We start from the raw sequence: 21904 nt of genomic DNA on the forward strand, positions 1-21904 counted from the left end.
GCATTTACTAGTACACATTAATGAACAGCTTTGTAATTTGCGAAAAAAAATAATCTCATCTTTTATTTACTTCCTGCTTGTTTTTCTTAGAATCGGGCGCATTAAAACCGTATTAAACGTTTAGGAAAAGATCATGACTGAAGCAAAACATTGTAAGTTACTTATTTTAGGTTCGGGCCCTGCAGGCTACACAGCCGCAGTTTACGCTGCACGTGCTAATTTAAACCCTGTTTTAATTACAGGTATTCAACAAGGTGGCCAGCTAACAACCACCACTGAAGTTGAAAACTGGCCTGGCGATGCACACGGTTTAACCGGCCCTGCATTAATGGATCGTATGAAAGAGCATGCAGAACGCTTTGAAACTGAAATTGTGTTCGACCACATCAACAAAGTTGACGTATCTAAGCGCCCTTTCACACTAACCGGTGACCAAGGTACTTACACATGTGATGCTTTAATTATTGCAACAGGTGCCTCTGCTAAATATTTAGGCTTAGAATCTGAGACTAATTTCCAAGGTCGTGGTGTTTCTGCTTGTGCAACCTGTGACGGGTTTTTCTATAAAGGCCAAAAAGTAGCGGTTGTTGGTGGTGGTAATACGGCTGTTGAAGAAGCGTTATACCTGTCTAACATTGCTGATGAAGTTCATGTTATTCACCGTCGTGATAGTTTCCGTAGTGAAAAAATTCTTGCTGACCGCCTTGCTGAAAAAGCAGCAAACGGTAACGTTGTAATGCACTACAACCGTACACTTGATGAAGTACTTGGTGACCAAATGGGTGTGACCGGCGTTCGCATCAAAGATGTGGCATCAGATGCTACTGAAGAACTTGATTTAGCGGGTGTATTTATTGCCATTGGCCATAAGCCAAACACCGATATGTTTGAAGGTCAGCTAGAAATGAAAGACGGCTACCTAGTGGTTGAATCTGGTCTTAACGGTAATGCAACTCAAACAAGTGTGCCAGGCGTATTTGCTGCCGGTGATGTGTCTGATCATATTTACCGTCAAGCTATCACCTCTGCCGGTACTGGCTGTATGGCTGCACTTGATGCAGAACGCTTTTTAGATAACCTGTAATTTAGGTTCTAAATTAGAATAGGGCTGAATTTTCAGCCCTTTTTTGTGCCCAAACATTACGCCCGAAATAATTGCACTCGCACCAATATTCACTGAATTTATAGTTGAAATTAGTCTTATTTATACAATTAATGGCTCAGGTGCGATAGGATCTAAGGGTGAGCAACAAATACCGTCAAATTATATAAGTAAAACTAGCTATAATTATCGTCAGGAATAAAAGCTTTATTCATTTAGGCATTACTAGAAACTGTAAAATCAGTTAAAATGCTTAACTTCATATCAAGTAAATTACCGAGAGTTTTCTATGAGTTTGTATACAAAATATATGGAAGAAATCCAAACCCGTAAAACGGAGCTTGGATTAAGCCCACAACCAATCGATAGCGCTGAACTAGTATCAGAAATAATTAATCAAATTAAAGATACTAATAACGAGCACCGTAAAGATTCACTGCATTTCTTTATTTTTAATACTTTACCTGGAACAACCAGTGCTGCGGGCGTTAAAGCACAGTTTCTAAAAGAAATCATTTTAGGTGAAGAGCACGTTGCAGAGATCACTCCAGAATTTGCATTCGAACTACTTTCACACATGAAAGGCGGCCCATCGATTGAAATGCTAATTGATTTAGCCTTTGCTGATGACGCAAAAATCGCAGCACAAGCTGCAGAAGTACTGAAAACTCAGGTATTCTTATACGATGCAGATATGGAGCGCATTAAAGCGGCCTACGAATCAGGTAACCCAATTGCTAAAGAATTACTAGAGAGCTTCTCAAAAGCTGAATTCTTCACAAAACTACCTGACATCGAAGAAAAAATCGAAGTAGTAACTTACATTGCTGGTGAAGGCGACATCTCAACTGATTTACTGTCTCCAGGTAACCAAGCACACTCGCGTGCTGACCGTGAATTACACGGTAAGTGCATGATCACTGAAGAAGCACAACAAGAAATTGTTGCCCTTCAAAAGAAACACCCTAACGCTAAAGTAATGCTTATTGCTGAAAAAGGCACCATGGGCGTTGGTTCATCACGTATGTCTGGTGTGAATAACGTAGCACTTTGGGCTGGTAAACAAGCAAGTCCATACGTTCCTTTCATCAACATTGCACCTGTTGTTGCAGGTACTAACGGTATTGCACCAATCTTCTTAACAACGGTTGATGTAACTGGCGGTATTGGTCTTGACCTTAAAAACTGGGTTAAGAAAGTAGATGCAGACGGCAATACAGTAACTGATGCAAATGGTGACGCTGTGCTTGAAGAAGCCTACTCTGTTGCTACTGGTACTGTGCTAACAATCAATACTAAAGAGAAAAAGCTTTATAACGGTGATAAAGAGCTTGTTGATATTTCATCAGCATTCACACCGCAAAAAGTTGAATTCATGAGAGCCGGTGGTTCTTACGCTGTTGTATTCGGTAAAAAACTACAAACGTTTGCTGCTGAAACTCTTGGCATTGAAACGCCGCTTGTTTATGCACCTTCAAAAGAAATTTCACACGAAGGCCAAGGCTTAACAGCGGTTGAAAAAATCTTTAACCGTAACGCGGTAGGTGTACTATCAGATACGCCACTTCATGCTGGCTCAAATGTTCGTGTTAAAGTGAACATCGTTGGTTCGCAAGATACAACCGGTCCAATGACAGCGCAAGAATTAGAAGCCATGGCTGCTTCAACGATTTCACCTCTTGTTGATGGTGCCTATCAATCTGGTTGTCATACAGCATCAGTATGGGATAGCAAAGCACAAGCAAACATTCCTAAACTAATGGCGTTTATGAATAAGTTTGGTTTGATCACTGCACGTGACCCGAAAGGCGTTTACCATGCAATGACTGACGTTATTCACAAAGTATTGAACGACATTACAATTGATGATCGCGCTATCATCATTGGTGGTGACTCGCATACACGTATGTCTAAAGGCGTTGCCTTTGGTGCCGATTCAGGTACTGTTGCTGTTGCACTTGCAACCGGTGAATCTGCGATGCCGATTCCTGATTCAGTTAAAGTAACGTTTAAAGGCAAAATGGCTAAGCATATGGATTTCCGCGATGTTGTACATGCAACGCAAGCGCAAATGCTTAAGCAATTTGGCGGCGAAAACGTATTCCAAGGTCGTATCATTGAAGTTCATATTGGTACCCTAATGGCTGACCAAGCGTTTACCTTCACTGACTGGACTGCAGAAATGAAAGCGAAAGCGTCAATCTGTATTTCAAATGATGAAACGTTAATTAAGTCAATTGAACTTGCTAAGTCACGTATCCAAATCATGATCAACAAAGGTATGGAAAACGAAGCACAAACGCTACAAGGTCTAATCGATTTAGCCGACAAGCGTATTGCAGGTATTCAATCTGGTGAAGAGCCAGCACTTTCTCCAGACGACAACGCTAAATACCACGCAGAAGTTGTGGTTGATTTAGACCAAATCGTTGAGCCAATGATTGCCGATCCAGACGTTAATAACGATGATGTGTCTAAGCGTTATACTCACGATGTGATCCGCCCTGTTTCTTTTTACAACGACAAGCCTGTTGATTTAGGTTTTGTTGGTTCGTGTATGGTTCACAAAGGCGATATGAAAATTATTGCTCACATGCTACGTAACCTTGAGAAGAAAAACGGTTCTATCTCATTCAAAGCGCCATTGGTTGTTGCGCCACCAACATACAACATTGTTGATGAGCTTAAAGCGGAAGGCGATTGGGATATTCTTGCTAAATACGCAGGTTTTGAATTTGACGATGCAAAACCAAAAACGGCTGCACGTACTAAGTATGAAAATATCTTATACCTAGAACGCCCTGGTTGTAACCTATGTATGGGTAACCAAGAAAAAGCAGAACCTGGTGATACTGTTATCGCAACATCAACACGTCTTTTCCAAGGCCGTGTAGTAGCCGATACATCTGAGAAAAAAGGTGAATCACTACTAGGTTCTACGCCAGTTGTAGTTCTATCTTCTGTTCTTGGTCGTTTCCCGACTATGGAAGAGTATAAGTCTGCGGTTGAAGGTATTGACCTTACATCGTTTACACCTGTTGAAGAAGCAATGACAACTAAGTTCAACGCAGGTGAAGCTGTACCAGTAAAAGTGGTTAGCTAATTCGATTAGTTTACCATTTAATTAAGCGCGTTTTTTAACGCGCTTTTTTTATGCCTAAAATTTACCTAACAGCAATTTAAGCCCTGCTCAACCCTATGGACAACACAATAATTTGTGGTTTGTGATTTTAAAGCAACAGGTTACACTTTGTCTTGACCATGCAGTTATTCAATCGGTGTTATGACTAAACAACTTTATCAACTCGCTCAAAGCCACTTTGCTTTTCCTGATCCCAACCATGCATTAGATGATCCAGATGGTTTGCTTGCCATTGGTGGATGTTTATCGGTAACGCGGTTAAAAAATGCCTATTTATCTGGTATTTTTCCGTGGTTTAGTGAACACGAGCCAATTATGTGGTGGTCACCGAGTGAGCGCGGTATTGTTGAGCTTAATGACTTTCATGTTAGTAAAAGCTTACGAAAACATTTAAAAAAGCACCCGGTCACCGTAACTATTAACCATGCCTTTGAAGAAGTGATAGAAGCGTGCCGCGATCAACGTCTTGATACCGATGGCACTTGGATCACCCCGCAAATGCAACAGGCGTACATAAAAGCGCATTACAATGGCTTAGCTCATAGTTTAGAGGTATGGCGTGAGGGAGAGCTTGTAGGCGGCTTATATGGGATTATGCAAACTGGCGTTTTTTGTGGTGAATCAATGTTTCATCATCAAACAAATTGCTCCAAACTGGCGATGTGGGCGCTGGTTAATTGGCTTAAGCGCCATGATGCGCATTTTATTGATTGCCAATTAGAAAATCCTTATTTAATTTCGTTAGGTGCCAGCGTGATTCCACGTGAAGAATTTTTAACTAAACTTAATAAAGCACAGTGTTACACCCCAGCTGCCAGTATGTGGCAGCCACAGGAGCTAATCGCGATATATGAATGAACAACTTCCGGCTCGTATAGGCCTAAGCCAACCGTTTGAATGCAGTTATTTACCTGATCGCCAAGAACAACTGCTGGTGATACTCGACCCAAGTTGTTACAGCAGCAACAAGTTTGAATCATTATTAGGATTAGGCTTTCGTCGCAGCGGTAACCAAATTTACCGTCCGCACTGCCCTATTTGCAGCGCATGTAGTTCTGTGCGCGTTTTAGCTGATGAGTTTATGCCGACAAAATCGCAAAAACGTAAACTTAACAAAGCAAAAAACCGCTTTGAGGTAAAATATTCACAGGTTGAACGCGAACAATACTACCCACTTTACAGTAAATACATTAGTTTACGTCATCAAGACGGTTCTATGTATCCACCTGATAAATCACAATTTCAAAGTTTTTTGTTTTGTAGCTGGTTAGCCATCACCTTTATAGAGCTTTGGGATCAAGAAAACTTAGTAGCCGTTGCTGTAACTGATTGTATGGACAACGCTATTTCCGCTATTTATACATTTTTTGACCCTGACTACGAACACTTCAGTTTAGGGACTGTAATGATATTACAGCAGCTTAAATTTGCTAAACAGCAACACAAACAGTTTGTTTATTTAGGCTATCAAATAGATGAATGCGACAAAATGAAGTATAAAACCCAGTTTTTACCTGCCCAAAAACAGCTCAATGACCAGTGGGTGGCTATTTAATTTACAAAAATAGCCCCTGCGCCTTTACTTATTGGCGTATTTTGGGCAAAATCTGCAGCGTTTAACTATTAAAGAGGTGTTACGCTAAACATGGCGAAAGAAGACGTAATCGAAATGCAAGGGACAGTCCTTGATACTTTACCAAATACAATGTTCCGAGTTGAGCTAGAAAATGGTCACGTAGTTGTGGCTCATATTTCAGGTAAAATGCGCAAAAACTATATCCGTATTTTAACCGGCGATAAAGTAACGGTAGAAATGACTCCTTACGATTTATCGAAAGGTCGTATCGTATTCCGTGCTCGCTAAGTAAGTGCGTAAACGAGATTTAGTTTTTGGCTAGTGAAAACTAGCTTTAAGCGTTTATTAAATGTAATTAATGGTAGTAGCCAGTAATTACATTTAATAAACAAAAAACCCAGCCTTTGCTGGGTTTTTTGTTGCCTATTTCTTTGGCAAATAAAAAAAGCCTGCATAAAGCAGGCTTTTTAAATTGCTAACTTTTTTAGGTTAGGCTGGCGTTAAGTCACTCTCGTAATCAAAACGCAGCTTTTTATCTTTAACCGATACTTTTACCGTACCGCCAGAAATTAGCTCACCAAACAGTATTTCGTTAGCCAATTGCTTTTTAAGATCTTCTTGAATAACACGTGCCATAGGACGCGCGCCCATTGCTTTGTCATAGCCTTTATCAGCCAACCACTCACGAGCTTTAGAAGTAAGCTCAAGGTTAACTGACTTCTTATCCAGTTGCGCTTGTAACTCAACAACAAATTTATCAACCACTTGCAAAATAACGTCTTTTTCGAGGTGATTAAACCAAATAATGTTATCTAAGCGGTTTCTAAATTCAGGTGAAAATACTTTATTAATTTCACCCATTGCATCGTGAGTATGATCTTGCTCACTAAAACCAATAGATTTACGCGTTGTTTCTTGTACGCCGGCATTGGTGGTCATCACCACGACTACGTTTCTAAAGTCGGCTTTTCGGCCGTTATTATCTGTTAGCGTACCGTGATCCATAACTTGTAATAAAATGTTGTAGATATCAGGATGCGCTTTTTCAATTTCATCCAGCAATACCACTGCATGTGGGTTTTTGATCACCGCTTCTGTTAATAAGCCGCCTTGTTCAAAACCTACATAACCCGGAGGCGCACCAATTAAACGGCTCACCGCATGGCGCTCAACGTATTCAGACATATCAAAACGAATAAACTCAACACCCATACATTTAGCTAATTGCTTGGTAACCTCAGTTTTACCTACCCCTGTTGGGCCTGCAAATAAGAACGAGCCAACCGGTTTGTTCTCGTTTGCTAAACCTGAGCGCGATAAGCGAATAGCAGAAGTTAATGCATCAATGGATTGATCTTGTCCAAACACCAACATTTTTAAATTACGGTCTAAGTTTTTCAGCGTTTCTTTATCAGACGACGACACATTTTGTGGCGGAATACGCGCCATTTTAGACACAATCATCTCAATATCAGATACACCAATGGTTTTTTTACGCTTGGACGTAGGCAGTAGCCGTTGGCTTGCGCCTGCTTCATCAATAACGTCAATCGCTTTATCAGGTAAGTGACGCTCATTAATATACTTGGCACTTAGCTCAGCGGCTGCTTTTAACGCTTTTTGCGTATAACGAATACCATGGTGTGCTTCGTAACGATCTTTTAAGCCGTTAAGAATTTTAGTGGTATCTTCAACGCTAGGTTCAAGCACATCAATTTTTTGAAAGCGACGGACAAGGGCGCGATCTTTTTCAAAAATATTCTTGTACTCACCGTAAGTGGTAGAACCCATACAACGTAATTGCCCACTTGAGAGTAACGGCTTAATTAAGTTTGAGGCATCCATTACCCCACCTGAGGCAGCACCTGCACCAATAATGGTGTGAATTTCATCAATAAATAAAATTGAACCTGGTTTTGCTTGTAACTCTTTTAATAAACTTTTAAAGCGTTTTTCAAAATCGCCTCGGTATTTGGTACCGGCAAGTAACGCGCCCATATCTAAAGAGTACACAACCGCATCTGCAATGACTTCAGGCACTTGTTCGTTAACAATACGATAGGCTAAGCCCTCGGCAATGGCAGTTTTACCTACGCCGGCTTCACCAACCAGTAATGGGTTATTCTTTTTACGACGACACAGCACTTGCACTGTGCGCTCTACTTCACTGTCACGGCCAACAAGCGGGTCAATATTACCCTCTTTAGCGTGTATATTAAGGTTAGTTGTAAAGCTGTCGAGCTTACTCGCTTCTTCGCTTGCTACTTCTTGCACCTCTTCATGAATATCGTCGGTATCATCGCCTAATTCGTCGTCACCTTTGGCAATCCCATGAGAAATAAAGTTAACAATATCAAGTCGAGAAATATCGTTCTTTTTAAGTAAGTACACGGCTTGGCTTTCTTGCTCAGAAAAAATAGCGACCAGCACATTAACGCCTGTCACTTCATTTTTGCCAGAAGATTGCACATGAAATACAGCGCGCTGTAATACTCGCTGAAAACCAAGTGTTGGTTGAGTTTCGCGCTCTTCTTCTAAATCAGGAATAACCGGTGTGGTTTCATCAATAAATTCAAGTAACTCTGTTTTTAATCCAGAAACGTCAACACCACACGCATTAAGCGCTTCTCCAGCTGATGGGTTGTCGAGTAGAGCTAATAAAAGGTGCTCTACGGTCATAAACTCATGACGACGTGTACGCGCTTCACGAAACGCAGTGTTCAAAGTTAGTTCTAAGTCTTTATTTAGCATTGGCAACCCCTTACAGAGATAATAATTTTATACCGCACTTCAAAGATGAAAGTTCACCTTTGTGGTATTTATTCCTGCTCACAACTACATAGCAGTGGATGCTCGTTATCCCTTGAGTAGCGGTTAACTTGCTCAGCCTTAGTATGTGCTACGTCGGCGCTGTAAACACCACATATGCCCTTACCTTGCTGATGTATTTGCAGCATCACATCAGTTGCTCTATCGCTATCCATATTAAAAAACGTCATTAAGATCTCTATTACAAAATCCATCGGCGTGTAATCATCGTTGTTTAACACAACTTTATATTTTCGCGGTGGCTGCAACTTTTGCTTTTCACTATCGCGAACGGTGTCGATAACACCAGAATCTTTCATACCACTCATAATTAAATATAGTCTTGTCTTTGTAACTCAAGCAAACTTGAATAAAAAAATAAATAAAATGTTAAAAAATAACCTAAAACACTTGACTGGTTGCTTAAATAAACTACAGTCAAATGGTGATTGATTAAACCTTAGTCAGTCTAGCAAACAATACAGTTTAGGATAACTAAATTAGTCAACTTATAGAAGGATGTAGAAGTATGGCTTGTGGTAAAGTCAAATGGTTCAACAACGCCAAAGGTTTTGGTTTCATCGTAGAAGACGGTTGCGAGAACGACATTTTTGCTCATTACTCCACTATTGTAATGGACGGATACAAGACGCTTAAAGCTGGTCAAGATGTTACCTTCGAATTACAACAGGGCCCTAAAGGTCTACACGCTACTAATATAGCCCCTAACGGCGATATTATAGAGTGATTGTAAATATGAGACTAAAGCGAGTGACCTGTTTAGATCCTCGCTTAATCCCCTAAATATCCCTAACCACTTACATATAAATTGCTTCATTGTTTGTTAATTCAACCCCGCTCCTTGATTTTATTTTATCTACCCCAATAATTTTAGTATTAGATGTTTAACTGCTGGCGTTTGGCGCGTAATCCTAGCCCTTTTTAGCCAAGCTTGTTACACTCTTTATCCTGTAAAACGTAATTACTTTAGCCTAATGGCTAGTTTGTATTTACATAAATTTTAGTTATAAAAGACATTAGTCCGTCAGGTGTGATTATTCTCACCTTGTTTAGGTTATACGAGTACCAACACCTAACAGACTACTCATTGCATATACTAATGCTTTATTTATAAGGTATTAAGCGATGATTTCTTTGCATTGTTGAATTTGGCCAATGCGGCCTACTATCTAGGAATGATGATGACATCAAAAATTATCTATACAAAAACGGACGAAGCTCCGGCACTAGCAACTTATTCGTTGTTACCTATTATCCAAGCGTACACAAATGCGGCAGGTGTTGAAGTTGAAACACGCGACATCTCATTAGCAGGTCGTGTAATTGCGAGCTTCCCGGATTACCTAACAGAAGAACAACGCATTGGTGATGCACTTGCAGAGCTTGGCGAAATGGCAAAAACACCAGAAGCTAACATCATTAAATTACCGAACATTAGTGCATCAGTTCCGCAACTTCGCGCTGTAATTAAAGAGCTTCAAGAAAAAGGTTATGCACTTCCAGAATACCCTGTAGAACCTAAAAACGATGAAGAAAAAGCCATTCAAGCAGCCTACGATAAAATTAAAGGCAGCGCAGTAAACCCTGTTCTTCGTGAAGGTAACTCTGACCGTCGCGCACCTAGTTCAGTAAAAGAATATGCGCGTAATAACCCGCATTCAATGGGTGCATGGAGCAAAGATTCTCAATCATATGTTGCAAGCATGGAAGAAGGTGATTTCTTTGGCTCTGAACAGTCAGTAACTGTTGATGAAGCAACGGATGTTCGTATTGAACACGTAGCGGCTAATGGCGATACCACAGTACTTAAGCAAAGCACGCCATTACTTGCTGGTGAAGTAATTGATGCATCACGTATTAGTGCTGCGAAATTACAAGCATTCTTAGAAGCTGAAATTAATGCAGCGAAAGAAAAAGGCGTGTTATTTTCGCTTCATATGAAAGCAACCATGATGAAAGTATCTGATCCAATCATCTTTGGTCACGCTGTAAAAGTATTCTACAAAGACGTTTTTGCAAAACACGGTGCACTTTTTGAAGAGCTAGGTGTTGATGTAAACAACGGTTTAGGCGATGTGTACTCTAAAATTCAAACATTAGATGACGCTAAGCGCGAAGAAATTGAAGCAGACATTCAAGCTGTTTACGCTAACCGCCCTGCTATCGCAATGGTTGATTCTCATCGTGGCATTACAAACTTACACGTACCAAGTGATGTGATCATCGATGCTTCTATGCCTGCTGCAATTCGCTCAAGCGGTCAAATGTGGAATAAAGACGATAAATTACAAGACACAAGCTTTGTAATTCCAGATCGTTGTTACTCTGGCGTTTACCAAGCAACGATTGATTTTTGTAAAGAGCACGGTGCTTTTGATCCTACGACTATGGGTAGCGTACCAAACGTTGGCCTTATGGCTCAAAAAGCGGAAGAATACGGCTCACATGACAAAACATTTGAAGCAAAAGCTGACGGTACTATTCGTGTTGTTGACACAAATGGCAACACCCTACTTGAGCACAGTGTTGAGCAAGGCGATATCTGGCGCATGTGTCAGGTTAAAGATGCACCAATTCAAGATTGGGTTAAACTTGCAGTAAACCGCGCTCGCGCAACAGGTAATCCGGCTATTTTCTGGTTAGATGCAGAACGTGCACACGATGCTCAGCTAATCAAAAAAGTGAATAAATACCTGCCAGATCACGACACTGCTGGCCTAGATATTCAAATTTTATCGCCAATGGATGCAACCTTATTCTCACTAGCACGCATCAAAGAAGGTAAAGATACGATTTCTGTAACAGGTAACGTATTACGTGATTACCTAACAGATTTGTTCCCAATTCTAGAATTGGGTACCAGTGCTAAAATGCTTTCAATTGTGCCACTAATGAATGGCGGTGGTTTATTTGAAACAGGTGCAGGTGGTTCTGCTCCTAAGCACGTTCAACAGTTTGAAAAAGAAAACCACTTACGTTGGGATTCTTTAGGTGAGTTCTTAGCACTTGCTGCGTCACTTGAACACCTAAGTACAACAACGGGTAATAACAAGGCACAAGTACTTGCGGATACGCTTGATAAAGCAACGGGTACATTCTTAGCTGAAAACAAGTCCCCTTCACGTAAAGTAAAAGAAATTGATAACCGTGGTTCTCATTTCTTCTTATCTTTATTCTGGGCTCAAGAACTTGCTAAGCAAAATGAAGATAGCGAGCTTAAAGCGCAATTTACACAAATTGCTAGCGACCTTGAAACCAACAAAGAGCAAATTGTTAGCGAGCTAAACGATGCACAGGGTCCTGCAATGAACATTGGCGGATACTTCCAGCCAAATGACGATGCAGCCTTCAAAGCAATGCGTCCGAGCACAACATTTAACGAGATTTTATCTAAACTAGTATAAATCATTTAAATGAATGAAAAGGCGCTCATAGAGCGCCTTTTTTGTGCTTAGGCGAAAGGTGTTCGTAAAAAAGGCCGCTAATGCGGCCTTTTAAATTCAACTTAAAAAGTTTATTTTGTGTATGCGCGTGGCATGTTCGATTCTGTTGTATAGCGCTCACGCAGTTTATCTTGGCGAGATTCAGTACTAACCTCAACTCCATTGATAAACATTTTATTCACGTGGCTGCTCAGCTCAAACGGGTCGTTACTCCACATAACAACATCAGCGGCTTTACCTACTTCTAAGCTACCGGCATTAATACCAAATACATCAGCTACATTCGAGGTCATGGCCTTTAATGCGCCTTGTTGGCTCATACCGTAAGACACTGCGTTACCGGCATCGTAGCGAAGCTGGTAAACATTGTGGCTGGCATCGCCACCCACAGTTAATAGCACTTTAACACCGGCTTTTTCTAATATGCCGGCATTATTTAAGCTTGCATGCAACGAATCGAAGCTGCCTGGTAAATTATCCATTGCACTAATGATCACAGGAATGCCTGCTTTAGCGATGCGATCTTTAACTACAACGGCATCTTGAGCGCCGTTAAGGACAATGTTTACGCCAAACTGCTGTTTCACTTTTATTAGTTCAACAATATCAGCCGAACGCGACACACTAATTAGTAATGGCATATCGCCTTTTAGTACTTTAGCCATTATGGTGTCTTCAGCACTTGGCTTAGCGTCGTCTTTTTTGGCTTCTTTACTTGCTTTAGTTTGATGCTCATCTAACTTATTGATAAGTGTTTGCAAGGTAAATGCACGAGAGCCTTTGCTGCGTTCACCCAAATGAACCACTAATGCTGCTTGCTTTTTATTTACGCTTTCGAAGCTACCACTTAAATCAACAACACTTGCAAGGCCTGCAAATATGCTGTCACCACCGTAAGGGGTGATCAAATCGCGAGTAATACCGCCTTTACGTGCATAAGGAATTAAGCTTGAACGAGGATTAAATGCCAAGCTTGCATCAAAATCGATACCCGCTTTGTCTTCTCCTGCATCGCGAGAACCGGCAACCGCACCTACTTCAACTAAGCCAAGCTGGTTTACACTGGCTATAAAACCTGGGGTCACTATTTGACCTTGAGCATCAATAACTTTGTCAACTTTAAAATCGCTAGGGTTAATGGCAGTGATTTTGCCATCATTCATAACTATGCTAGCTCCTTCTAATACACCTTGATCTGAAGATGTATGCAAAGTTGCATTAATAATTGCCAGTGACTCTGCGCTCACGGTACCCGATGCTAATAGCCCTGCAGCAACCAGAGAAAGCGAAAACGAACGTGATAATTTTTTCATTCTGGGGCTCCTTATTGTTGACCTAACATAAAATCACTTTGTGCTTGGAATGCGCTATCGTTTCTATCGTAAACTTTTGCACCATCAACAAACACTTGCTCTGCTTTTGCATAAACACTAAACGGGCTTTGATTCCAAATAACAACATCAGCTTGTTTACCTGTTTCAAGTGAGCCTGTTTTATCTTCAATACCTAACGATTTTGCGGCATTAGCTGTGATCCACTTAATTGCATGCTGCTCAGAAATATCAAACCCATTTTGGTTTGCACTGAACATAACTTTCGCTGCTTCTTGGTTTAAGCGTTGAATCGTGGTATCAGAATCTGAGTGCACAACGGCACATGAGTTTTTAACGGCATCAACAATTGCTACGTTCTCTTGCACCATATCGTAGGCTTCCATTTTAAAGCCCCACCAGTCTGGCCAAAGTGCAGCACACGAGCCGTTTTCAGCCAGTAAATCAGCAATTTTATAGGCTTCAATACCGTGATGGAATGTGCCGGCATGATAATTAAACTCTTTTGAAAGGTCGATCATCATCGCCATTTCTTCTGCTTTGTAGCAGTGATTATGAATACGAACGTCACCTTCTAAAACACCGCGCAATGTATCGTATTTAATATCACGGTGTGGAGCTTCTGGGTTTTTACCCGCAGCGTAATCAGCATCGTACTTATCCCACTCACGCTTATATTCTTGAGCGCCAATCCATGCTGTGCGATAACCTGCCATATTACCCATACGTGTCATCGGTAATACACCTTTTCGACCGTAAACACGTTTAGGATTTTCACCACAGGCCATTTTTAAACCGTATGGCGCATCAGGAAATTTCATTCCTTGCATGGTATGAGCCGGTACATTTTTAAGTGTAACGCCACGTCCACCAAATAGATTAGCTGAACCTGGTAAAATTTGTAATGACGTAATACCGCCTTCGCGTGCACGATTGAAACCTGGATCTTGTGGCCAAATTGAATGCTCAACCCATACTTCTGCCGTATTAGGGCTGGTCATTTCGTTACCATCTTGATGAGACTCAACCGATGGATTTGGATAAGCACCTAAATGTGAATGAACGTCAATAATGCCTGGTGTTACCCATTTACCTTGCGCGTCAATAGTGGTGTCTGCATTAGCGGTTAAATCTTTACCAACTTGCTGCACTTTACCGTCAACAATCAGTACGTCAGCTTCATCTAAACGCTCACCCGTACCTGTTAATACCGTTGCATTAGTGATCAAGGTGCTTGATGTCGCTACTGGCTGATAAGTACTTGGGTATGGGTTTTTATTAATGGTTACTTTAGGATCTTGTGGGCCGCTTTCTTGGCAACCAACAAGTGCTGCTGCTAAACCAACAGCTAACAATGAGGGAGCAAATTTTTGCATGTTTTTAGGTTCTCCTGTTTTTTTACTACTTTAGCGAAAGCAAACGCATAAAGCTAAAAAAACAGGTGAAAAGGCGGTTATTTAAGGTGAGTTTCTGTAATTATTTTTTTATATAATTGTTATAAAGCTTATCCAGAGCTCCTTCGGTGGTGAGCGATGGATCTTTACTTATAAAGTGTTTAACCGTTCGGGTTACAAAATCTGAGTTTTGCTTATGTAATTTTGAAAAATCTTTAATCAATGTATTACCATCTTTTGCGGCTGTGACTTTATCATGGCGATGTCTGTATTGGCTCAATGCCTTATTAAAATCACCTTGATAGTCTTCCACTAAAATTTTATAAAAATCACTTTTTTGTACCTTTAAAACATTAATGCAATAATTAAGCGCTTCTTTAAAGTCGTAAAATACAGTGCCTTCTACATCAAACTCTTTGGTTTTTTCACGCACTGTGACACGTGCTTCTTCAGTGGCATAACTAAACCCCGTAAAAGCGAGTCGTTCAGCCGCTTCTTTACCGAGTTTCATACCCGCTTGAATACTATGAGCAAATTCATCACTCATGTCAGCGAGCTCGTTTTCTTCCCACATGTTATAAACGCGCAAAGGCTTTGCATACTTATTAGATAACTTCTTTTTAAGTTTGCTAAATCGCTCATCAATGGTCATTAATCGCTCATTGTGAAGTAATGCATGGCATTCATAACAAGCTGCAATGGCAACAAAGTCAGCTTCTTCACCTAGATCAATAATACTTTGTAGCATATGCAATGGCGGGCAATGATCGCGCTCTGTTGCCTCACAGCCGCAATAAAAACATTGGTTAAAATGCTGTTGCTCACACGCATAAGCTTGCTGGTAGTAACTTGCTAACGTTTTATTCACAATTGCGCTCCAAAAATATAAAATGCCACAAATTTAGGGCGCGATAATAACAGCCTGAAAAAATATTTCAGTAGGAAAACGCTAAAGTGTGTCAAAAATAAATTATTTATGAACAACTTTTCATACACCTACAAAATTGCACGATTTATATACACATCTTCTTACAGCTTACCCCATTCAGTTAACAACATTTCGGCTACATTAAGCAATACTTAAGTTGCATATAAACAAAGAGGCAAATACTATGATTTCTTTCAAAGCAACTCTATATTCAACTGTATTATTGGGCGCAGCAACATTAACAGCTCCTGTAATGGCGGCCACTTTTGTTGCCGCTGATTCATCACCCGGTACCCAAGCTTGCATGGCCGTTGCATCTAACAAAAGACTGACACTGCTCAGAACAATGAAAGATCTACGTATAGATAAACATGTAATTAGCAAAAAATTACTCTGTAATGATTTATCAGTGGGTGACTTTGTAACGCTGTATGATTTAAATAAATCAGCACAATTTTTAAATATTGAAGCATCTACTAGTACGTCAATAAGAGATTTAGCAAAAGTAAACAAACCGCTTGTAGTTATTATGGCGGGATCTAAATAACCTGAGTTCTAATTAAAAAATCGTGAGTTTTAAATGCGTTTAATTTACTCTAGCCAAACACGTTAGGCAGGGCTTAGTACCTGCTTAACGTGTATTTAATTATTAAATAAGCGCTGCCAACAAGCCAAACAAACCACCAAATACCCCACCCCACACAACGAGCCAGCCTAAATGTTCGCGGATCATGGTTTGAATTATTTCTTTTACCATTTTAGGGGTGAGTTCATCTAAGCGTTCATCCACTAACTTAAGCACCGTATTATGCAAACTTTCCGCGTTATTACCTTGGGTTAACATGTCGCTTAATAGCGTTTTAAAATCGTCGGTGTCGCTTATTTGCACCAGCGATAATTGCATTTTTTCAATAAACTTTTCTCGCATTGGCTCAACGGCTTCAGTGCCGCCAAACATTGCAAGCATGCTACCAAATTGTGATTGCTCAATAACCACTAACAAATTATCGAATGCAGGGTTTAAATCTACTTTATAAATTACCGATTCAAAATCAATCGTTGGCTGTGCCTTACTTAGAAGCTTGTCTATTTTATGCTCAGAAAAGAACTCCGTAAGTATTAAATTTCTTATAGCCACTTTAAAGCTTTCAAACTTAAGCGCAATTACACCTGATCCATATAAAAACGGTACTTTTTCAAACAGCATATGAATAGCGAGTAAATTTGTAACCGCACCAGAGAGTGCAAATAAACCCACTGAAAGTACAATGGCTTGATCAAATACAAAACCAATAACAACACAACACGCTGCTAATAAGTTAGTGATAAAACTTTTATTCATTTTTATTCCATTTCAGTGATTTGTATCAGAAATTGATAGTCTTAATTTTACACCGATTAATTTGTTTATTTAATCCCTTTTTGCCATAGTTTATTTATAGGTTTAAAAGGTGACTATTGTTATGTGGAAAACAATCAATCAACAGATCAGCCAAGCTATCCATTACGATTTTAAACACACCCATAAACGTCAGTTGCAAAATACATCCACCGATAAGTTGTTTCACTTAAGCGATGGCAAGCACAATTACTTAGTTAAAATTGCGCAAAAACATGAACTAGAACGCTTTGAGGCTCAAGCTCAAGGTTTAAAACAGCTTACTCAAAACAGTGTATTTATGGTGCCAGACTGCATTACAACTGGGGCCAATATAGAATTCGCCTTTATTGTATTAGAGTGGCTTACACTTGACGAGCTTCCCCATACCCATTGGTCAGCTATGGGGGAGCATCTTGCTATGTTACATCAAAAACACCAGCAAGCGATGTTTGGTTTTGACACCGACAATTATTTAAGCTCAACACCTCAACCTAATCAGTGGCATAAAAAATGGGATGTATTTTTTGCAGAAGAACGTATTGGTTGGCAATTACAGCTATTAGCTGAAAAAGGCATTGCACTTGCAGACCCCGAGCAACTGATAAATTTAGTAAAAGAGCAACTGCATAATCATCATGTTTTACCCTCACTAATACATGGCGATTTTTGGCGCGGTAATATGGGCTTTGTAAACAACATTCCGACCTTATTTGACCCTGCCTGCTATTACGGAGATCGGGAGGTCGATATTGCTATGAGTGAGCTTTATGCCCCCCTCCCTGAAGAGTTTTATAGTACCTACAATCACCAATACCCTTTAGCTCAGGGTTATGAGCAACGTAAGCTTGTTTACCAGCTTTACCCTATTTTAAACAACGCCAACATTTATGCGGGGCATTATCTAAATCAGGCTAAAGACCACGTTGATAAACTAATTAAACTAAAATAAATGTAGTAAACAAAATATAAGCACTATAGTTATTATTAGCTCGTTGTGTGTTACCCACGTAAAAAAACTTAGTTTTTATGAGGTGTTATTATGAAAGACTTTTTATCACAACGTATCGCCTGCCCACATTGTGGACACCATATTCATTTAGATCTCGATGCCAGTATGGGCGATCAAGACTACTATGAAGAATGCAGTGCCTGTTGTAACCTTATACACTTAAACATGCATATAGATTATGCACGTAATAAGTTAGAGTTACATGTAGACAGCGATGACGAACAAATATTTTAACTATGTTGGCGCATGTAGTTTTCAACGGTGTTTATAATTGTATAGGTTTGCTGGTCGACTTCAATATTGAACTCATCACCCACAACGGCTTCACCTAAATTAGTTATATCGAGTGTTTCTGGTATTAAATGCAACCAAAAGCCAAACTCATCAATATTACCCACCGTTAAACTTGCACCATTAACAGATACAAATCCTTTGTATAGCACATATTTTTGCCATTTTTGTGGCAGGCTGAGCTGTATTTTGTAGTTGTTTTCTAACTTCACTATTTGTGCAATTTTTGCGGTGCAATGAATATGTCCAGATACAATGTGCCCACCCAACTCAGTACCAAACGACACTGAACGCTCGTAATTAACTAAACTACCCAATTCCAGTTGCCCAAGATTAGTTAGCTGCAGGGTTTCATCAATAACATCAAAATGCACTTGAGCAACCACATCGTGATTACTTAGCTCTACTTTCACAACAGTCAAACAACAACCATTTATAGCGATGCTGGCACCTAAGTCTAAATGCTTCACGTATTGCTCATTAACAGAAACTACCAAGCGTAATACGCCCTGTGCATGGGTTTTAGAAACTACCGTTGCTTGAGTTTGAATAATACCGGTAAACATAAAAATCGCTTCTATTTCTAACAAAGTGCTAGTTTAACGTATCAAAAGACAAAATCATTCACTTAATAGCACTTATTGATGGTTATTTTCACCACCAAGATGAATTAAATACAAACACCGACCACCAGCATAGCTTGGCAGATCACAATAGATTACAATGCGACTATGTTTTTCTGAATAGCTGTTTTTTATGACTTTTTGTAGTTGGGAAGCCAAACGTTTACTTTCTCTTGCCGTTCCCGTTTTTTTAGCACAAGTAACTTTAGTATTAATGTCTGTGGTTGACACCATTATGGCCGGACAAGTGAGCCCTACCGATTTAGCTGCACTGTCAATTGCAACGGGGATATGGAACCCAATTTTATTAGCAATACAAGGGATTTTATTAGCATTAACGGGCGTTATTGCACAATTCGCTGGTGCTAAAGATCGAAACGGCATCAGCCATTATTTTCAGCAAGCCCTTTATTTAACACTCCTTTTAAGTATTGCTGGTTTTAGTGCGGCGCAGCTTGCCAATACTGTTATTTTACAGCTAGATACCACCCCTGCAATTGCTGGACTTGCTTTTGACTACATTCATTTTGTTAAATGGGGTGTATTTGGCTTTTTAATTTTTACCGTTTACAGAAATATGACTGAAGGCATGGGGATGACCAAGCCTGCATTTTATATTAGCCTACTGGGGCTTGCGGTAAACATTCCACTCAATTATATTTTTATCAATGGCTTATTTGGCCTACCAGCTTTTGGCGGAGCCGGTTGTGGTATCGCTACCGCACTCGTATTTACTGTTATGGCCATTGCGCAGGTGACTTATTGCCAGCTCAGCAAAAAAGTAGATGCCAAAGGCTTATTAGCGGGCTTTGAAAAACCTAACTTTAAAACCATAGGTATTATTACCAAACTCGGTATTCCTATATCACTAGCCACTTTTTTTGAAGTAACCTTGTTTGCCTGTATACCTTTATTTATTGCGCACTTGGGTGCGGTTGCCGTATCTGGTCATCAAATTGCAGCCAGTGTTACGGCACTATTATTTATGATGCCTCTTAGCCTATCAATTGCAATTAGCATACGAATTGGTAATTTATTTGGGCAAAATCATTTAGACCAATTAAAAGTAGCCGTGTCTACAAGTTATATTTTAGCGGCAATTATCGCCCTATTTATCGCTTTTATTACTTTTATAGGTCGCGATGTGATTAGCCAGCTTTATAGCGATAGCCCTGCGGTACTCGCACTTGCTTCATCAATTATGATTTTAGCCTGTATTTATCAACTTCCTGATGCATTACAAGTAGCTGCAAATGGTATATTGAGAGGCTTAAAGCACACCGCGCCTATTTCTTATATCACTTTTATCTCTTATTGGTTAATCGGCTTTAGTTTAGGTTACGTATTAGCAAGAACAGACTTAATAGTGCCAGCAATGGGCCCTCACGGTTTTTGGATAGGTATTATCGTTGGATTATCAGTTGCAGCTGTACTACTGATGCTGACAGTGCATAGGCGATTTAAACGTGAACCATTTATTCTCTCTTAATCAATCTATAACTACCACACTGCCACTTAAATGGTTACTGGCAGTGTGTTGTATCTTACTTTTTGGCTGCTCAGAGCAGCCCAGTGAGGCAAATAAAACCTATTTGTCTCGCTTAAGTAGTACCTTGCAAGTTCCTAAGCCAAACACAAACCCATTGCAACAACTTACTTTAGTTGAGCCTGTTGAAGCTTTACAACCAGCAATTAAAATTGGCATAACTGAACTTGCTGGTATTAGCCAATGTAAACTGAACGTTTTAATAAGCGAGCATAATAATCAGTTAGGTAAAACAGCCACCGCTGCTAGCCAATTGAAGTACCAAATAGATTTTATTCAAAGCGCGCAAAACTGTTTAAATAGCTTGGATAAACAAAGCAAGATTTACAACAAAATTGCTGCGGCAAAAACTCAAAAACAAGCTCAGCTTACTCAGTTTTTCAACAATATGTTATTTAGTGAGCCCGAACTCAACAGCAGTTGGCAATTAACCGGCCAAGAGCTCAGCACTCAACCGGCTGGGTTTAGCGACACAGTTGAGGGGCTTAAAAAGCTAACTACCATAAAACAGCTAATAGAAAACCAAAATAGTATGGCAATAAACAGTGATGATATTTTGTCAGCGCTTGAGCCGCTTAACAAATACGAGTTTAACCAACAACTTATTCAAGCCGCGCGTGAACAAATTAGCTTAAACCATGCGGCCACCCAGTTTGTAAATACTTTAACGCTTGAAGATATATGCCCAAAGGGTAAAAACAAGCAGCAAGCTAAAATTGTCAGTAATATATTCAATAAATATTATTTGAAACAAATTCAGCCTTATCAAGCTCAGCTTAGTGGCTATTTAGAAACATTGCAGCCGCTTTATGTGCAGCTGTGGTTTAATCAAGCAGTAAGCAGTGAAGAAGTAAATGCCCTTCTTGACCCAAACGCTAAAAACTTACTCGCTCAGCTAAAATCGTCAGCAAAAGAGCATGTTATATGGTGGCAAAAATTTTATAAAACGTGTGAAATCAGTCCAATATGAATAAAAAAACGGCAAATGAACTCAAATAGCATAAACATGCTTGATTCACTCCTCATCACGCTATATATTAGCGACCGTTGTTAAGCAATTAACAACTCTTAAATACATGCAGTACAACTGTAGCTCAGTTGGGCGAGATTGGACCGAAGCAAAGCTTCGCAGCCGAACGAGGTGGAGGCAGGACGCCGACAGGATGAAGCTTCATGGACGAATTAAATAATATGTAGACTTATAGTACGACTGTAGCTCAGTTGGTTAGAGCACTACCTTGACATGGTAGGGGTCGGTGGTTCGAATCCACTCAGTCGTACCAAATATACTAAAAATGATCTGGAAAGC

19 protein-coding genes and 1 tRNA gene are annotated in these 21904 nt (G+C 40.0%); 13 read left to right on the forward strand and 7 right to left on the reverse strand.

The window, feature by feature from the left end:
* Positions 1-133: 133 nt before the first annotated feature.
* From trxB to infA, 5 genes are all read left to right on the forward strand, one after another.
* Entirely contained in the window at positions 134-1084 is a 951-nt protein-coding gene (gene trxB / locus CWB78_RS01130; RefSeq protein ID WP_008110078.1) for a thioredoxin-disulfide reductase, read from the forward strand.
* Between the two features lie 307 nt (positions 1085-1391).
* Entirely contained in the window at positions 1392-4205 is a 2814-nt protein-coding gene (locus CWB78_RS01135) for a bifunctional aconitate hydratase 2/2-methylisocitrate dehydratase (protein WP_082360108.1), read from the forward strand.
* Between the two features lie 180 nt (positions 4206-4385).
* Complete coding sequence (gene aat, locus CWB78_RS01140) at positions 4386-5102, forward strand: leucyl/phenylalanyl-tRNA--protein transferase (RefSeq protein ID WP_138593953.1); 717 nt, start codon at positions 4386-4388, stop codon at positions 5100-5102.
* The gene (locus CWB78_RS01145) at positions 5095-5799 is read left to right on the forward strand and encodes an arginyltransferase (RefSeq protein ID WP_138593954.1); all 705 of its coding nucleotides are present in this window, start codon (positions 5095-5097) and stop codon (positions 5797-5799) included. The genes aat and CWB78_RS01145 overlap by 8 nt, the downstream gene beginning before the upstream one ends.
* A 90-nt stretch (positions 5800-5889) precedes the next feature.
* Positions 5890-6108, forward strand: coding sequence for a translation initiation factor IF-1 (gene infA, locus CWB78_RS01150; RefSeq protein WP_002962494.1), 219 nt, complete (start codon positions 5890-5892; stop codon positions 6106-6108).
* 201 nt (positions 6109-6309) lie between these two features.
* Here the strand turns inward: infA and clpA are convergent, their stop codons facing one another.
* Both clpA and clpS read right to left on the reverse strand, forming a co-directional pair.
* Positions 6310-8571: an ATP-dependent Clp protease ATP-binding subunit ClpA gene (clpA, locus tag CWB78_RS01155; RefSeq protein WP_054200753.1), complete on the reverse strand. Its 2262-nt coding sequence runs from the start codon at positions 8569-8571 to the stop codon at positions 6310-6312.
* 68 nt (positions 8572-8639) lie between these two features.
* On the reverse strand, positions 8640-8948 hold the full coding sequence (gene clpS / locus CWB78_RS01160) for an ATP-dependent Clp protease adapter ClpS (RefSeq protein ID WP_008110102.1): 309 nt from the start codon (positions 8946-8948) through the stop codon (positions 8640-8642).
* 209 nt (positions 8949-9157) lie between these two features.
* Here clpS and cspD point away from each other — a divergent pair, with 209 nt between their 5' ends.
* Together cspD and CWB78_RS01170 are read left to right on the forward strand one after the other, a co-directional pair.
* Positions 9158-9376 (forward strand): cold shock domain-containing protein CspD, encoded by a 219-nt coding sequence (gene cspD, locus CWB78_RS01165; RefSeq protein WP_008110104.1) that lies wholly within the window; start codon positions 9158-9160, stop codon positions 9374-9376.
* A 454-nt stretch (positions 9377-9830) separates the two neighbouring features.
* On the forward strand, positions 9831-12053 hold the full coding sequence (locus CWB78_RS01170; protein ID WP_138593955.1) for an NADP-dependent isocitrate dehydrogenase: 2223 nt from the start codon (positions 9831-9833) through the stop codon (positions 12051-12053).
* A gap of 110 nt (positions 12054-12163) precedes the next feature.
* Here CWB78_RS01170 and CWB78_RS01175 read toward each other — a convergent pair whose 3' ends face one another.
* The 3 genes from CWB78_RS01175 to CWB78_RS01185 form a co-directional block, all read right to left on the reverse strand.
* On the reverse strand, positions 12164-13405 hold the full coding sequence (locus CWB78_RS01175; protein ID WP_054200751.1) for an amidohydrolase family protein: 1242 nt from the start codon (positions 13403-13405) through the stop codon (positions 12164-12166).
* Positions 13406-13416: 11 nt separating this feature from the next.
* A complete protein-coding gene (locus tag CWB78_RS01180; RefSeq protein WP_010389705.1) occupies positions 13417-14799 on the reverse strand; it encodes an amidohydrolase in 1383 nt (460 codons plus the stop codon).
* Positions 14800-14899: 100 nt separating this feature from the next.
* Complete coding sequence (locus tag CWB78_RS01185; protein ID WP_008110111.1) at positions 14900-15685, reverse strand: hypothetical protein; 786 nt, start codon at positions 15683-15685, stop codon at positions 14900-14902.
* A gap of 244 nt (positions 15686-15929) precedes the next feature.
* On the opposite strand from CWB78_RS01185, the gene CWB78_RS01190 reads away from it, so the two are divergent.
* Positions 15930-16292 (forward strand): DUF3718 domain-containing protein, encoded by a 363-nt coding sequence (locus CWB78_RS01190; protein WP_036984821.1) that lies wholly within the window; start codon positions 15930-15932, stop codon positions 16290-16292.
* Between the two features lie 102 nt (positions 16293-16394).
* On the opposite strand, the gene CWB78_RS01195 is transcribed toward CWB78_RS01190, so the two are convergent.
* Positions 16395-17087, reverse strand: a complete 693-nt coding sequence (locus CWB78_RS01195; RefSeq protein ID WP_010389702.1) for a hypothetical protein — start codon at positions 17085-17087, stop codon at positions 16395-16397.
* Between the two features lie 121 nt (positions 17088-17208).
* Here CWB78_RS01195 and CWB78_RS01200 point away from each other — a divergent pair, with 121 nt between their 5' ends.
* Positions 17209-18075: a fructosamine kinase family protein gene (locus CWB78_RS01200; protein ID WP_138593956.1), complete on the forward strand. Its 867-nt coding sequence runs from the start codon at positions 17209-17211 to the stop codon at positions 18073-18075.
* Positions 18076-18165: 90 nt separating this feature from the next.
* Positions 18166-18369 carry a CPXCG motif-containing cysteine-rich protein gene (locus tag CWB78_RS01205; protein ID WP_008464077.1) on the forward strand — a complete coding sequence of 68 codons (204 nt, stop codon included), beginning with the start codon at positions 18166-18168 and terminating at the stop codon, positions 18367-18369.
* On the opposite strand, the gene CWB78_RS01210 is transcribed toward CWB78_RS01205, so the two are convergent.
* Complete coding sequence (locus CWB78_RS01210) at positions 18366-18992, reverse strand: riboflavin synthase (RefSeq protein ID WP_054200746.1); 627 nt, start codon at positions 18990-18992, stop codon at positions 18366-18368. The two genes, CWB78_RS01205 and CWB78_RS01210, sit on opposite strands and share 4 nt — an antisense overlap.
* Before the next feature lie 190 nt (positions 18993-19182).
* On the opposite strand from CWB78_RS01210, the gene CWB78_RS01215 reads away from it, so the two are divergent.
* The 3 genes from CWB78_RS01215 (at position 19183) to CWB78_RS01225 (ending at position 21878) form a co-directional block, all read left to right on the forward strand.
* Complete coding sequence (locus tag CWB78_RS01215) at positions 19183-20538, forward strand: MATE family efflux transporter (RefSeq protein ID WP_008110123.1); 1356 nt, start codon at positions 19183-19185, stop codon at positions 20536-20538.
* Positions 20516-21565 carry a DUF3080 family protein gene (locus tag CWB78_RS01220; RefSeq protein ID WP_138593957.1) on the forward strand — a complete coding sequence of 350 codons (1050 nt, stop codon included), beginning with the start codon at positions 20516-20518 and terminating at the stop codon, positions 21563-21565. Before CWB78_RS01215 ends, CWB78_RS01220 begins: the two co-directional genes overlap by 23 nt.
* Before the next feature lie 236 nt (positions 21566-21801).
* Positions 21802-21878, forward strand: a tRNA-Val gene (locus CWB78_RS01225).
* The last annotated feature ends 26 nt before the right edge of the window (positions 21879-21904 follow it).

Origin of the sequence: Pseudoalteromonas sp. S1612 (genome assembly GCF_005887175.1) — a bacterium.
Taxonomy (GTDB): domain Bacteria; phylum Pseudomonadota; class Gammaproteobacteria; order Enterobacterales; family Alteromonadaceae; genus Pseudoalteromonas; species Pseudoalteromonas undina.

Coding starts and splice junctions, on each gene's coding strand:
- CWB78_RS01190 (WP_036984821.1), top strand. CDS start 15,930: ATGATTTCTTTCAAAGCAACTCTATATTCAACTGTATTATTGGGCGCA.
- CWB78_RS01170 (WP_138593955.1), top strand. CDS start 9,831: ATGACATCAAAAATTATCTATACAAAAACGGACGAAGCTCCGGCACTA.
- CWB78_RS01145 (WP_138593954.1), top strand. CDS start 5,095: ATGAATGAACAACTTCCGGCTCGTATAGGCCTAAGCCAACCGTTTGAA.
- CWB78_RS01210 (WP_054200746.1), bottom strand. CDS start 18,992: ATGTTTACCGGTATTATTCAAACTCAAGCAACGGTAGTTTCTAAAACC.
- aat (WP_138593953.1), top strand. CDS start 4,386: ATGACTAAACAACTTTATCAACTCGCTCAAAGCCACTTTGCTTTTCCT.
- CWB78_RS01215 (WP_008110123.1), top strand. CDS start 19,183: ATGACTTTTTGTAGTTGGGAAGCCAAACGTTTACTTTCTCTTGCCGTT.
- cspD (WP_008110104.1), top strand. CDS start 9,158: ATGGCTTGTGGTAAAGTCAAATGGTTCAACAACGCCAAAGGTTTTGGT.
- clpA (WP_054200753.1), bottom strand. CDS start 8,571: ATGCTAAATAAAGACTTAGAACTAACTTTGAACACTGCGTTTCGTGAA.
- clpS (WP_008110102.1), bottom strand. CDS start 8,948: ATGAAAGATTCTGGTGTTATCGACACCGTTCGCGATAGTGAAAAGCAA.
- CWB78_RS01205 (WP_008464077.1), top strand. CDS start 18,166: ATGAAAGACTTTTTATCACAACGTATCGCCTGCCCACATTGTGGACAC.
- CWB78_RS01180 (WP_010389705.1), bottom strand. CDS start 14,799: ATGCAAAAATTTGCTCCCTCATTGTTAGCTGTTGGTTTAGCAGCAGCA.
- CWB78_RS01135 (WP_082360108.1), top strand. CDS start 1,392: ATGAGTTTGTATACAAAATATATGGAAGAAATCCAAACCCGTAAAACG.
- CWB78_RS01195 (WP_010389702.1), bottom strand. CDS start 17,087: ATGAATAAAAGTTTTATCACTAACTTATTAGCAGCGTGTTGTGTTGTT.
- infA (WP_002962494.1), top strand. CDS start 5,890: ATGGCGAAAGAAGACGTAATCGAAATGCAAGGGACAGTCCTTGATACT.
- trxB (WP_008110078.1), top strand. CDS start 134: ATGACTGAAGCAAAACATTGTAAGTTACTTATTTTAGGTTCGGGCCCT.
- CWB78_RS01175 (WP_054200751.1), bottom strand. CDS start 13,405: ATGAAAAAATTATCACGTTCGTTTTCGCTTTCTCTGGTTGCTGCAGGG.
- CWB78_RS01200 (WP_138593956.1), top strand. CDS start 17,209: ATGTGGAAAACAATCAATCAACAGATCAGCCAAGCTATCCATTACGAT.